9 protein-coding genes and 1 pseudogene are annotated in these 12,476 nt (G+C 64.8%); 6 read left to right on the forward strand and 4 right to left on the reverse strand.

What is annotated here, in order from left to right; all coding sequences use genetic code 11:
* The first annotated feature begins 567 nt into the window (after positions 1-567).
* Together ACWF99_RS11780 and ACWF99_RS11785 are read left to right on the forward strand one after the other, a co-directional pair.
* On the forward strand, positions 568-4,203 hold the full coding sequence (locus ACWF99_RS11780; protein ID WP_452535830.1) for a P-loop NTPase fold protein: 3,636 nt from the start codon (positions 568-570) through the stop codon (positions 4,201-4,203).
* A 1,282-nt stretch (positions 4,204-5,485) separates the two neighbouring features.
* Entirely contained in the window at positions 5,486-7,642 is a 2,157-nt protein-coding gene (locus tag ACWF99_RS11785) for an elongation factor G-like protein EF-G2 (RefSeq protein ID WP_452535831.1), read from the forward strand.
* 105 nt (positions 7,643-7,747) lie between these two features.
* On the opposite strand, the pseudogene ACWF99_RS11790 reads toward ACWF99_RS11785, so the two are convergent.
* Positions 7,748-7,936: pseudogene (locus ACWF99_RS11790) on the reverse strand (IS110 family transposase); the annotation flags it as partial.
* A gap of 244 nt (positions 7,937-8,180) precedes the next feature.
* On the opposite strand from ACWF99_RS11790, the gene ACWF99_RS11795 reads away from it, so the two are divergent.
* The 4 genes from ACWF99_RS11795 (at position 8,181) to mbp1 (ending at position 10,788) form a co-directional block, all read left to right on the forward strand.
* Complete coding sequence (locus tag ACWF99_RS11795; protein WP_452535832.1) at positions 8,181-8,414, forward strand: hypothetical protein; 234 nt, start codon at positions 8,181-8,183, stop codon at positions 8,412-8,414.
* 115 nt (positions 8,415-8,529) lie between these two features.
* The gene (locus ACWF99_RS11800; RefSeq protein WP_452535833.1) at positions 8,530-9,120 is read left to right on the forward strand and encodes a DUF1877 family protein; all 591 of its coding nucleotides are present in this window, start codon (positions 8,530-8,532) and stop codon (positions 9,118-9,120) included.
* 370 nt (positions 9,121-9,490) lie between these two features.
* Entirely contained in the window at positions 9,491-10,147 is a 657-nt protein-coding gene (locus ACWF99_RS11805; RefSeq protein WP_452535834.1) for a nitroreductase family protein, read from the forward strand.
* Positions 10,148-10,542: 395 nt separating this feature from the next.
* The gene (gene mbp1, locus ACWF99_RS11810) at positions 10,543-10,788 is read left to right on the forward strand and encodes a microaggregate-binding protein 1 (RefSeq protein ID WP_063005764.1); all 246 of its coding nucleotides are present in this window, start codon (positions 10,543-10,545) and stop codon (positions 10,786-10,788) included.
* A gap of 630 nt (positions 10,789-11,418) precedes the next feature.
* Here the strand turns inward: mbp1 and ACWF99_RS11815 are convergent.
* From ACWF99_RS11815 to ACWF99_RS11825, 3 genes are read right to left on the reverse strand one after another with little or no spacing between them, the layout of a single operon-like run.
* The gene (locus ACWF99_RS11815; RefSeq protein WP_452535973.1) at positions 11,419-11,598 is read right to left on the reverse strand and encodes an Lsr2 family DNA-binding protein; all 180 of its coding nucleotides are present in this window, start codon (positions 11,596-11,598) and stop codon (positions 11,419-11,421) included.
* Between the two features lie 18 nt (positions 11,599-11,616).
* Positions 11,617-11,787: an Lsr2 dimerization domain-containing protein gene (locus tag ACWF99_RS11820; protein WP_452535835.1), complete on the reverse strand. Its 171-nt coding sequence runs from the start codon at positions 11,785-11,787 to the stop codon at positions 11,617-11,619.
* A gap of 47 nt (positions 11,788-11,834) precedes the next feature.
* On the reverse strand, positions 11,835-12,251 hold the full coding sequence (locus ACWF99_RS11825) for a hypothetical protein (protein WP_452535836.1): 417 nt from the start codon (positions 12,249-12,251) through the stop codon (positions 11,835-11,837).
* Between the last annotated feature and the right edge of the window lie 225 nt (positions 12,252-12,476).

Raw genomic sequence — 12,476 nt, forward strand, 5'->3', positions numbered from 1 at the left:
GGCGACCAAGCGGGGTGACAATCACGTCGTGACCATTCCCGATTCCGGCGGTGACGCAGTCATCGACCGCCTTTCGCTGGGCGATCACATGGGCTTTGTTCTGTATCCACGACCGGTCGAGTACGGGCCGATCAGGAGAAGTCGATGCGCTGCGGGTCTGCGATCTGTTTCCGCTTGCGTGTGATCCAACCCGGGACGCGCTCCGGCGAACGCGCGACCAGCGGGATCCAGCCGTCGCGTTCGACCTGGACGATCCGCTCGTCGACCCCGAGGGCCCGGAGGTGGTCGAGAAACCCGACCAACTCCTGAGGCAGCGCCAGGCTGTCCCCGGCCGCGAGGCGGGCGATCCGATATGCCCGTGTTCCGGCGGCGCGGTTAATGCTGTCACCCCTACTTTCAATAACGTCTATTTGAGGTCGGTGGATTGGACGCGGCCTCAAGATATTGATGGGATAATAATTGGATCAGCTCTCGTCAACGCACCCTTTGTATCGCGGATACGCACCAAGAGTTGTCGCCCGATCTACTGCGGAGCAGATAATTGCAGTACCAGGAGGAGGCGAGGTCATGGCATCTAGCGGTTCCGAGGCTGCTCGCTGGGACAATGCGGACGACGCGGCGCGCCGGTTCGAAGAGAGTGGGCCGTTCCGTGACGAGATCGAACGGTCGCGATCCGACAGTGAGACGGGCATCATAGGCGATCCGGATGACATCGAAGCCCGGGCAGACCGGCTCCTGGCCAGTGGCGCTGTCCCTGCCAGTGTGGTCATCCAACTTGCCGCGTCGAGTGCCACCTCGACGTTGCCATCACTCGAGCGAGTAATCGCAGCCTCGGACAACACCTCCGCTGCGTGGGTGTCGCGCGCTGCTCGGGCCGCGCAATGCGTCGCCCGTATTTCGCTTCGTCGTATGGGCCAGGAAGTGCCGATAGGGACGGGGATTCTGGTCACCCGTAAGCTGCTGATGACAAATTGGCATGTCCTTCCCGACACGGACACAGCTCGCGATGTGGTCGTCGAGTTCGATGCCGAGGTTGGCCCCGACGGCGTGCCGAAACCGACGAGGCGATTCCTGTTGAATCCTGACTCGTTCATGGTGGGTGACCGGCACTTGGACGCCTCCTTGGTCCTCTTGCATCCGGACAACGAAGGAGAATTTCCCGGTGACAGGTTCGGGCGCCAGCTTCTGGTCCCGATCCGCGGTTCGGTCCTGGTTGGGGAGAATCTGAACCTGATCGGGCACCCGTACGGTCGCCTCAAAGAGCTGTGGACTCGGGGAAACCGTTTGGTACTCGTACTCGATCAGTTTGTGCAGTACGACACCGATCAAGGCGTGGCCAACTCCGGTTCACCGATATTCAACGACCAGTGGGAAATGGTAGCGCTGCATCACGTCGGTGTTCCGAGACGCGACGAGGCCGGACATCTCCTGTGTCTGGATGGCACAACGTGGCAGGAGGGCGATGATGACGACCAGATCGACTGGGTTGCCTGCGAAGGGATCCGAGCCGACGCCATCGTGTCCTGGCTCGACACGATCACACCGTCGCTACCCGAGTCCGCGCGGGTGCTGCTGTCTGAGTTGCGCACTGCGACCGATTCCGGCGGCGTGACATCACCGGCACCGAGCCCGCACGCGGCCGGCGATTGGTTCGCCGCATTCGCCGACAGCAATCCATTGGTCGGTCAGCTCATCGAAGAGGCGCAACACCGTCCCGAGGAATTCCGTGACGCTGACAGTGTGCAGAACCGCATGATCGGCTTGGTCGCGTTCCGGTACAGCGAACTGGATCCACAAACCGCACAGCTGTTTCGCCGGGCAGCGCTGATCGACACCGAGGGACTGGATGTGGGGATCGCTGTGCGGTTGACCGACTCCGACCGCGCCGAAGCGTCGCGCATGCTCGATCTACTGGTTGGTCAGGGCTTGATGGTAGAGCGACCTGACGGCCGCGTGTACTTCACCGACGAGCCCGTACAGCGGTTCGCGGCAGCGGAATTGGCGAACAGAGAGGGGGAGGAAGCGCGGCTTGCACTCCAAGAAGAAGTACATCGTTGGTTGTCCGGGCGCGATCACCTTCCGGAACCGAGGCTGACGCGAGATTTCTGGACTACCGAGGATGAGCTCGAGCACGCCCCCTATGCCAACGCGATCGCATCATTCATCCAGCACGAGTTGACTCAGCCGCCCCTGACCATCGGGGTCAAGGCTCCGTGGGGCGCCGGCAAGACCTCGCTCATGCGGATGGTGCAGAAACGGCTCGATCCAGGAGTGGGCGAGGATCCGTTCGGCACGTCGCCACCGGGCGCCCGCACTCCGCGCCCCATACAACTCGACCCGACGTCACGAGCGGTTCTGATGGAAAGGCCTGCCCCTGACCGACAGCGGTTCTGGTTTCGCCGCCGGAGACGAGAGGCGGCGGCGCAGACTCAACCGGTGAGCGTTCGTGAGGCGCTGCTGCAGGCTGAGGAACCCCTCGGCGCCGCGGAGCCGATTCCCCTGCTGCGCGCCGAACAACGTGGCCAAACCAGCGGCCTGGATCCCAAGGATTGGCGCGCGACGGTCTGGTTCAACCCCTGGATGTACCAGAGCGGCGAGCAGATCTGGTCCGGGCTCGCCCACGAAATCATCACTCAGATCACCGCGCGTCTGCCGGTCGGAGACCGCGAACGATTCTGGTTGAAACTCAACCTCGCTCGGATGGACCGCGTCGCCGTCCGGCGCCGTGTGTACCGGACGATCCTCGAACGGCTGCTGCCAGTCGTGTTGGGCGTGGCAGCGGGAATCGCGGTCGCCTTCGTCGTACTGCTGCTGGCCAAATTGTCCGGCGCGAGCATCCCGCTGGGTCCCACGACAAGCGGGATCGTCGCGATCGCAACCTCAGCCGGGATCGTCGGCTCGGCCATTCGGACGTACGGCTTCTTCGGCCAAGCTGCAGCTGGTCCATTGGGCGGTCTTATCCAGGGTCCCGCAGCCGGAGGGTTCGGCCGCGTTGTGGGCGACGAGCTGAAGGGATCACTCGACCTGTTTCCAGAACCCGGCTACGGACCGAAGTCGGGCTTGCTCTACCTCGTTCATATGGACATGAAACGAGTCCTCGACCTGGTCGCGACAGAGGATCGTCCACTGGTCGTGTTCGTCGACGATCTCGACCGATGTACACCAGGCACCGTCGTCCAGGTCATCGAAGCGGTCAATCTCTTTCTCGCCGGTGAGTTTCCGAACTGCGTCTTCGTCATCGCGATGGAACCACGAGTGGTGGCCGCTCACATCGAAGTCGCATACAGAGATCTGAACACGGCCCTCCAAGTCGGCCACGCACGGGGCGACTGGGCCACGCTCGGCTGGCGCTTCCTGGAAAAGATCATCCAACTGCCGCTGAGCCTGCCTGCTCCCCGAGGTTTGGGTGGCATCGGAAACTACGCCCGAGGCCAGCTACGAGCCAACAGACCCAGCCCACCGCCTGCCGCTGCGATGTTCGCTCCGGCTCATCAGCCAGAGCCACGACGCCGTGAGGATGCTGACGTCGGAGCAAGCGCGCGGAACCACACGCAGCAGTCGCGGGAGCCATCGGCCGCCGCCGCAGAACGAGACAACCCTGGCATGCTCGACCTGGATCTCGTGCGACGGCTGACTGCCGAGATCCGGCTCCACACTCCTTCACCCACAACTCTGCCGGAGGCAGCGCGTGCCGCTCAACAGCTGCTGATTCCGAACGCTCCAACCGATCCTCTGCGTCCGGAAACCATTGCCGCTGTCGAGGCTGTTCTCAAGGACCTCTATCGCGACGCCGATGCGGCGGACGCCATCGCGGCAGCGCTGCCGAGCCTTGCCGCGACGACGCCACGCGAGATCAAGCGGTACATCAATCTGTTCCGCTTCTACACATTCGTCGCGCAACGACAGCGTCTTGACGGCCGGATGGCGCCGTCGGCTGAGCAGATAGCAAAACTTGCTGCGCTGGCCATCCGATGGCCGCACCTGATTTCGCTGCTTGGGCCATCGTCGAACGGCGTGGAACATCCACTGGAGGTGCTCGAGCAGGCGAGTCGTGACGACACACGGCCATGGAGAGAGGTGCTCGCCGTCGTGGGGCTGATGGCTCTTCCTGCCGAAACCGATCTGCCAATGTGGTGCGCGGACCTCCGGATTTTCCTGGCGGCAGGCCCCAGGATCGGGACGTTAGCTGTCCGACTGCTCTGAACAACCAGCAGTCCGGCCACCGCGATGTCCCCGCAGATCTCGACGTGCGGGAAGCGGGAGACCTAGCTGGACTGCCGGCGCTGTGCCCGCAGTCGGGCACAGCTTCTCCGCATACTCGGTTCGCCACCCGATCGGCCGGCTGGGTGCTTCGCACGCCAGACGTGATTGGAGTCGGTGCGCGACCGATCAGGTCTTCGAATCAGGCCTCACTCGCGACGAGTTGAGCTCTTCGTGGCCAGCCGGCCCAAACGCAAGGAGGTCGGTCCGGCTGTAGCCTCGCCCCGATGTGCTTTCGGGTCCAGTCGTCCGGTTCTACGGATGCGGCAGCTCGGCCAGTCAGGACGCGGCCACTCACACAGCGCCTTGACCGCCTCGTTCCGTGCCCATGCCAGGGTCCAACGTCGACATTGCGCCGGTTGCCATCGTGTCAGTGGTAGTAAGTGCTCAGCTAGGGCCAAGATGCTGTCGATTCGTAGTCCATCGGCTACCTCCATCACTGTGGCCCAGTTCCACTCGAGACCGCGTGGGCGGGCCGCGGGTCGCTTTCCGGCCGTGTGCAGACCTCGAATCGCGACGCATGCAACACCAGCCGCGGATCGGTACTTGGTCACCCAAGCGATCGTCGCCGCGGCGTTCGCAGTGTTCGAAGCAGGCATGGTGACGGCAGCGGTAGAGGGCGGCTGGGCTCGCACACCGCAGCGTTGCTCGGGGCGGGGTTCGACGTCGTAGAGATCAGGCGGCCCAGCGAGCGGCAGTGGGACTTGCCGCCTCGCCCCGTGGGTGGCGTGCGAGGAGATCGAAACCGGGTCGCCGGTGCCAACGTGTTGACGTGGTGATTGTTCAGGGTGAGACCAGGGTCAGATCCGGCCTCGTCGAGATCCGTGCTGGTCAGGTCCGTGCCCGAGACTGCCAAGTCGGCGGTGAGGTGGGGGAGTACGGAGGTGGTGAAGAACGAGGCCACTGCGACCTTGCCGGTGTAGAAGGCGGTGTCCTGCCCGGTTTCGATTGCGGTGTAGGCGGGTTTCAGCGGCGACAATGAGGCGCCACGGCGTCGACGTGCCCGGCCAGGTCCGTGTGCTCGTGATCCGGCACGACACCGCAGACATCAACGTCGGCACGGCGGGCTGTCGCGGTGTTGTCCACTAACAGCGACGCTACGTGGGCTGCGTCAGCACACGCTTGAATCGAGCGGTGCAGCATCGATCCCGGAAATCGTGGACGTGTCCCTACCCGCGGTGGGAAGCTCGAAGGAGCCGGATCCCGACCCGAGGGAGCGTGCGACATGGTGGACCGGACGAACGGTGCGCAGCGACCGGAGAGCATCCGGAACGTGGCGTTGGTCGGCAGCAGTGGTGCGGGCAAGACGACGCTGGTGGAGGCGCTGGCGTTGGCGACCGGGACGGTGAACCGCGCAGGCCGCGTGGAGGACGGAACATCACTGTCGGACTACGACGAGGTCGAACGGCGACAGCACAGATCTGTGCAGGTGTCGGTGGTCCCCGTGAAGTGGGGCGAGGTGAAGGTCAATCTGATCGATACTCCGGGATGCCCGGATTTTGTCGGCGAACTGCGGGCCGGGTTGCGGGCGGCGGACGCGGCCCTCTTCCTGGTGTCGGCGGCCGACGGAGTGGAGGGTGTGGCGGGGCCTACGCGGGAACTGTGGGCCGAATGCGCGCGGGTGGGGATGCCGCGGGCGATCGTGATGACACATCTGGACACGGCGCGGGCGGAGTACGCGGAACTGGTGCAGGCCTGTCAGGCACTGCTGACCGGGGGAGCGAGCGACACAGTCCTTCCCCTGCACCTGCCGGTCTACGGGCAGAAGACCCCCGATGGGCACCGGCCCGCGATCGGACTGCTGGAACTGCTCGAGCGACGTGTCGCCGACTATCGCAGCGGGAAACGGGTGCGCACCGAACCTTCCGCGGAACAGCTCGCGGTGATCGACCCGGCCCGCGATCGGTTGATCGAGGCGATCATCGCCGAGAGCGAAGACGAAACGCTGATGGACCGCTACCTCGACGGCGAGCCCGTCGAAGTCGACACCCTGGTTGACGACCTGGAGCGAGCCGTGGCGCGCGGAAGCTTCCATCCGGTGCTGTTCGCGGCGCCGGCAGCTGAGGAAGCGGAGCAGGGCTTGGGCGCGCTCGAACTGCTGGAACTGATCACGGCAGGGTTCCCGACACCGATCGAACACCCGCTGTCGGCCGCGCCGCGCGGCGACGGCACCGCGCCCATCGCATTGGACTGCGATCCGGCGGCCGAACTCGCCGCGGAGGTCATCCGGACCTCGTCTGACCCGTACGTGGGCAGGGTATCGCTGGTGCGGGTGTTTTCCGGCACGCTGCACAGCGAGGACACCGTCCGCGTCTGCGGACCCGAGCACGAAGCCGACGACCGGGTCGGCGGGGTCACCGCGCCGTTGGGGAAACAACAGCAGTCACTGACCGAGGCAGTCGCCGGCGATATCGCGTTCGTGAGCAAACTCGGCCACGCCGAAACCGGCGACACCCTCTCCGCCACTGGGAAACCCCTGCTGATCGAGCCGTGGCAGCTGCCGGAACCGTTACTGCCTGTGGCTGTTCGGGCGCAGGGCAGGGCCGATGAGGACAAGCTCTCGCAGGGGCTGACCCGGCTCGTTGCCGAGGATCCGACCCTGCGGCTGGAAAACAACGACCACACCCATCAGCTGGTGCTGTGGTGTCTGGGGGAATCCCACCGGGACGTCGCTCTGGAACGGTTGCGCGGGCGGTTCGGGGTGCGAGTGGAAGTGGAACCGTATCGGGTGGCGTTACGGGAGACGCTCGCCGCGGAAGCCGAGGGGCACGGCAAGTTGGTCAAGCAGTCCGGCGGGCACGGGCAGTATGCGGTGTGCCGCATCCAGGTGGAACCGCTGCCTGCGGGGGCCGGATTCGAGTTCGTCGACCGGGTGGTCGGTGGGGTAGTGCCGCGGCAGTTCATCGGGTCGGTGGAGAAAGGGGCACGGGCGCAGGCCGCGCGCGGGGTCACTCCCGGATATCCGCTGGTGGATGTGCGAGTGACACTCGTGGACGGGAAAGCGCACTCGGTGGACTCCTCCGACGCCGCCTTCCAGACCTCGGGTGCGCTCGCCCTTCGTGACGCGGCGGACGCGTCCGGGACCCTGCTGCTCGAACCGGTTGCCGCGGTGCGGGTCACGGTCCCCGACGACCAGCTGGGCGCCGTCCTCGGCGACCTGTCCACCCGGCGCGGACGCATTCTCGGCACCGAGCAGGCCGATACCGGCTTCACCCATATCCGGGCCGAGGTACCCGAACTCGAACTGAGCCGGTATGTCATCGACCTGCGATCGCTCACCCACGGGGCGGGGTCGTTCGCCCGCGGCTATTTGCGGCACGAGCCGATGCCGACCGGGGTCGCCGAAAGGGCACGCAAGGAAATCGCCGAGGCGTCGGCCTGAATCGCCGGGGCGATCGTGCAGAGCGGGTCTCCTCGACGGGCGCCGCCGATTGCTGGATGCTCTCGAGTTCGGACGATTTCGCTGGAGCCCTGAGCGCATAGGTCGGTTGGGTTGATCGACCACGATCAACAACCGGCCCCGCGTGGCGAGCCGGTCGAACACCGCCCGCAATCGGGCTTCGTCGTTGGGCAGCGCCTTGTCGAAGAGCCGTTTGCCGTTCGGATCGAGGCCGACTGAGTGGTGCTCGCCCTTGCCGACGTCGATGCCGCAGAACACGGCGTATACCTGTGTCACTTGATGTTTCCTCATCAGGTTCGAAAACGCTGGTGGAACGGTCGCCCGATCGAAGCGTCAACGCCCCGCACCCACGTGACGAACAGACCTCGATTGCGGCCCTGTCCCCATTAGCGGTCCGTCGACGCCACCAGTGCCCGGCGACACCACCCCCCGGATCATGCATTCATCCGTCGCAACCCCCCGAAATCAGGGGGTTTCGATCCATGTCTAAATATTCGTGTTTCACACTAGGCTCGCTCGCATGCTCGTGAAACGCTTTGCTGCTCTTGCCATCGCGGTCTCCGCGTTCGGCGCTGCCTCCACCGGACTCGCCATCGCCGTGCCCGAAACGCCGACGCAGCCCGCCATCAGCCACACCGCCGCAGCCGAACCGGTCGTCCTACAGACCGGCTCGGCCGTGATCGATCTACTCGCGTACATCGCTGCGGGCTGCATCGGCAGCTGGAGCCCGGCCCCGCCCGCACACTGCGTCTGACATCGACCAGGCGGGCCCGTCGGACGATCCGCGGGCCCGCTCCACTGAACGCACGCTCATGCCGATTATGTAATGCCGGGTAGGGCCTACTCGAGCTGAGTCCTATGGTCTGGGGATGGCCCTCGATGCTCGGTACCAGGCAGTTCCTTACGAACCGCTGCTCGAACGTGCGATGCGTGATCGTGAGGCCGCCGAGAACGCGATCCAGTTCTTCAGCAGCTTGGCTACCAGCGATGGTGCCGATTCGCAGTACTGGAATGACCCGATCTGGGCGGAGCTGGCCCCGGTCGCTCGTCAGATCGTGAGGCAGCGGCCCGACATTCTTAACCGGACTTTCTCGACGCGGGCGTGGGACGCGGCGTACTGGTTGCTTGCGCCCAACCGCCGGAAGCAGGAAGAACGCAATCCAGTCGGGTTGGCCGAGATCGCAGTATTCGGGGCGGAGCCCCTCGCTTCGGGTGCGGCTGCGGGGCAAGGGAATCCGCTTCGGTTTGTGCGCCCGACTACTGCGCGAACCATAGCTGACTATGTGGAGAACAATCTGGAGACTGCTTCACATCTGTTCGACGCTGAAGCGATGGAAGCATCCGGTGTCTATAAAGGACCGTGGGATCGCGACTACCTTCTCGATCAGCTGGCCCAGTATGCCGAGTTGTACCGACTTGCCGCCGACCTGGACGAATACGTACTGGTAACACTCGACTGAACCAGCAGCTCGGTCAAGCGATGAGTGTGCCGCGATCGACTCACGACCGGATGCCTCCTGCCGCCTAGACCCGCGCGGCCTGAGATCGTGACGAAAGATCAATAGCACGACATGATCTCGAAAGCCTGCATCGGTGGAACGTCCGCGCTTGCCGAGTTGAGCGTGGATCGCGGGGCACGCTCATTCTCTGCCCCCGGGCCGCATTTCTGATAACAGCCGGATCGCCGAGCCCGCGACCGGATGGGCTGTCGGATTCGTGGTGTGCTGGGGGATGGCGATGCCGGTGAAGGGATCTTCGCATACGTTGATGGGCGCACCGTCGACTACATGACGGGGCGATCCTGAGACCGAGCGCAAGATGGGAGAACGTATGACTGTCGAGTTCCCGCATCTCGACCTGTCCGCCGACGAGGTACTGACCACGACCCGGTCGGTGCGCAAACGTCTCGACCTGGATCGGCCGGTGCCGCTGGAGGTGGTCACCGACGCATTGGAGGTAGCGCTCCAGGCGCCGTCGGGCAGTAACCTGCAAGGCTGGCATTGGATCGTGCTGACCGATCCCGAGCCCAAGAAGATCGTGGCGGAGTATTACCGCAAGTCCTACACCGCCTACGCTGCGGCGGGTGCGGCCGTGCGGCAGGCGAAGCCGCCGAAGGACGCCGATACCGCGGAGAAGGTGGCTTCGAGTGCGACCTATCTGGCGGAGGTGATGGAGCAGGTACCGGTGCTGGTGATCGGTGCGATCCACGTTCCGGGTGGGCAGATGCCGGAGGGGAACCAGGCCGGTCTGTGGGGTTCGCTGCTCCCCGCCGCCTGGAGCTTCGCGCTCGCACTGCGTGAGCGCGGCCTCGGGTCTGCGTGGACCTCACTGCATCTGGAGTACGAACGAGAGGTCGCCGAGGCGCTGGGAGTTCCGCCGAGTACTCGGCAGGGCGTGCTCTTGCCTGTTGCCTACACGAAGGGCACCGACTTCAAGCTCGCCAAACGCGCCCCGCTCGAAACAGTACTGCACGTCAACAAATGGTAGTGCTGAGCCGATTCGCCCGCAGCTTCATCTACGCCGGCGGCGAGAAGCTCTACTTGGCAGCGGCGGGGTAGATAGGTCTGTCTTTCTGGACTGCGCAACACGTTCACTCTTGCGGTCTCGGTCCGCTGATCTGACACTGTTCGGCTGTGTGCTCGATGGTGTTGCCGAACCCTTCGAATCGATCTCCGCCGAGAGCATGCCTTCAGGTCGATCGCAGAGTCCGGTGACCGAAGCCGACGCTGAGGATCGGAGAGAAATCGTCACCGTACCGGGCCGCAGTCAGCTACTTCGGCGGCGTTGACCTCGACGCTGTTGACTTCGACGACCCTGGTTGGTTCGGAGGAGTCGGGGTATGCCGGAAACGACAGTTCATCCTTGCGACGAGAGGTCAAACTATGCCCGAGCACGGTAATGGAGTTCGCGAAGGCGTCGAAGGCGTCGTCGAAGACGTCAAAGGCAAGGCCAAAGAAGCCGCCGGTGCGCTTACCGGCGACGACAACCTCAAAGAAGAGGGTCGGGCCCAGCAGGACAAGGCCGAGTCCCAGCGCGAGGCTGCCAGCAAGGAAGCCGCGGCGGAGAAAGCACGCGCTGAAGCCGACATCGACGAGGCGCGCCAAGCAGCGCATCAGCGCGACCGCTGATTTGGGCTGCTGACACGGTGGGAGGGGCTCGGACGAATTCGTCCGAGCCCCTCCCACCTCTTGTATGCGTGTCCTGCCGAGAGTTCAGATACCGCTAGTCAAGCGGTGGCCGATGCCTACCGGAAACCGAAGGATCTGGTTTCGAGCCAGGTTTGTCCATCGAGTATGGAATCGCCAGAGCGCCAACTCAATTCGGCCGCCCGTGTGCTGTGCTACTCGAGGATTTACAGTACGAAGGCGCCGCGAGTGATCAGAGGTTGTTGGCCGCTGCACAGACGCAGCTCGCGGTCGTGCGTGCGCACGAGGCCATTGCGGGTGTGGATGTGGTGTCTGTGGCGGCATTGCGAAATCGGGAGGTCGCGTCAACCGGGGCTGATCCGGGTGGCCGCAAAAGAGTTAGAAGGCGACATCGACAGTGGGTGGGTCGAAGTGGTCCGCAGCGTGAAGAACCTCCGTCGACGCGCCGGTAGTGCCCGGTCCGGTCGCGTCACCCGAACTGCAGGGAACCACCGCAGGGCTGCTCGCCGTTGGCGGATGGTCGGGACTGGTGTCGCTGACGGGGGTCTCCGCAGGTGGGACGTCGATATCACGGTGAACATCACACAGCTTCGTGCCGACCAACCTTCTGCTCTACGCAGACGCAGCCTCGCAGGCGGCGATAACTTCGGTCGAGATCCGTCCGCGGGGCGACACTGTGTGACCGTTCTTGCTGGCCCATGCGCGAATGTCAGTGAGATCGTTGCGTCGAATCGGTGCGCTCGCAGGAGTTTTCGCGGTGAGTCGGTCAGTGGATGTCTTGGCGCGGCCGATTCGGCGGGCGTAAGGGAGTCACTGGTCGAACGTGTCGCGCAACTTGGTGGCGTTGGTATCGGACAGGCCGATTTCGTAGGTGACTCCGTCGATTCCGAAGGTGACGGTCTCGTCGGCCTCGGAGGTGCCGTGGAAGTCACCGGGAGCGGATGTCGATCGCGTGGACGCTACCGGTCTCGCGGTTGGCAACTAGGCAATGTGTCGGTGGGTGCCGATGACGATTCCGTGCGGTCGGGTCAGTGCGTCATGGCGTCGGCGGAGCGGTCACCGAAGGGATGTCGCCAGGTGCGGCGTGCGCTCGCACTACGCGGTGTCTTCGCGAGCACGGTCCCCTTCTCCTTCGGCTCGGCCGAAGGACGGAAGGTCCGCCCGCTCGTGCCGGTGCGACGGGCGAGCCGAAGATCGGCCTTGGTCTGACGCAGGCGCTGCGACGAACGGTGCGCGCCGGCGGTGAGCAGGACCAGGCCGAGCATGCCGAGGGCTCCGAGCACAACTGCCCACAGGAACAACGTGCCCGACGTTGCGGTGATGTGGTAGCCGAGCAGGCTGAAGTCGTCGCTGAGCGTGTGGGCGGGTCCGCTGTTGCTCAGCACGCCCGCCGTGCCGATCACCACCGCGGCGATGAGCAGGACCAGGCCGAGGAAAACAATCATGACAGTCTCCGAATCCGGTTACACCGGTATACGTGTGGTGCCGCCCGCCCGCCGGTCGCGTGCGAGTCGAGCCGATGAGCGGACCGACGATCGTGATGCCACGGTGCACAGCGACCCGGCGTCACCGCCCTTCACTCCGTGGAATACCCCGATCCGAGCGGGCGACGCAGCTGCCGGGGCGCGATCGTCGAGATGTCACCGCTGGCGACCGGAAGGCCGGTCCCC

This window comes from Nocardia sp. NPDC055002 (genome assembly GCF_053608825.1).

Coding starts and splice junctions, on each gene's coding strand:
- ACWF99_RS11780 (WP_452535830.1), top strand. CDS start 568: ATGGCATCTAGCGGTTCCGAGGCTGCTCGCTGGGACAATGCGGACGAC.
- ACWF99_RS11785 (WP_452535831.1), top strand. CDS start 5,486: ATGGTGGACCGGACGAACGGTGCGCAGCGACCGGAGAGCATCCGGAAC.
- ACWF99_RS11795 (WP_452535832.1), top strand. CDS start 8,181: ATGCTCGTGAAACGCTTTGCTGCTCTTGCCATCGCGGTCTCCGCGTTC.
- ACWF99_RS11800 (WP_452535833.1), top strand. CDS start 8,530: ATGGCCCTCGATGCTCGGTACCAGGCAGTTCCTTACGAACCGCTGCTC.
- ACWF99_RS11805 (WP_452535834.1), top strand. CDS start 9,491: ATGACTGTCGAGTTCCCGCATCTCGACCTGTCCGCCGACGAGGTACTG.
- mbp1 (WP_063005764.1), top strand. CDS start 10,543: ATGCCCGAGCACGGTAATGGAGTTCGCGAAGGCGTCGAAGGCGTCGTC.
- ACWF99_RS11825 (WP_452535836.1), bottom strand. CDS start 12,251: ATGATTGTTTTCCTCGGCCTGGTCCTGCTCATCGCCGCGGTGGTGATC.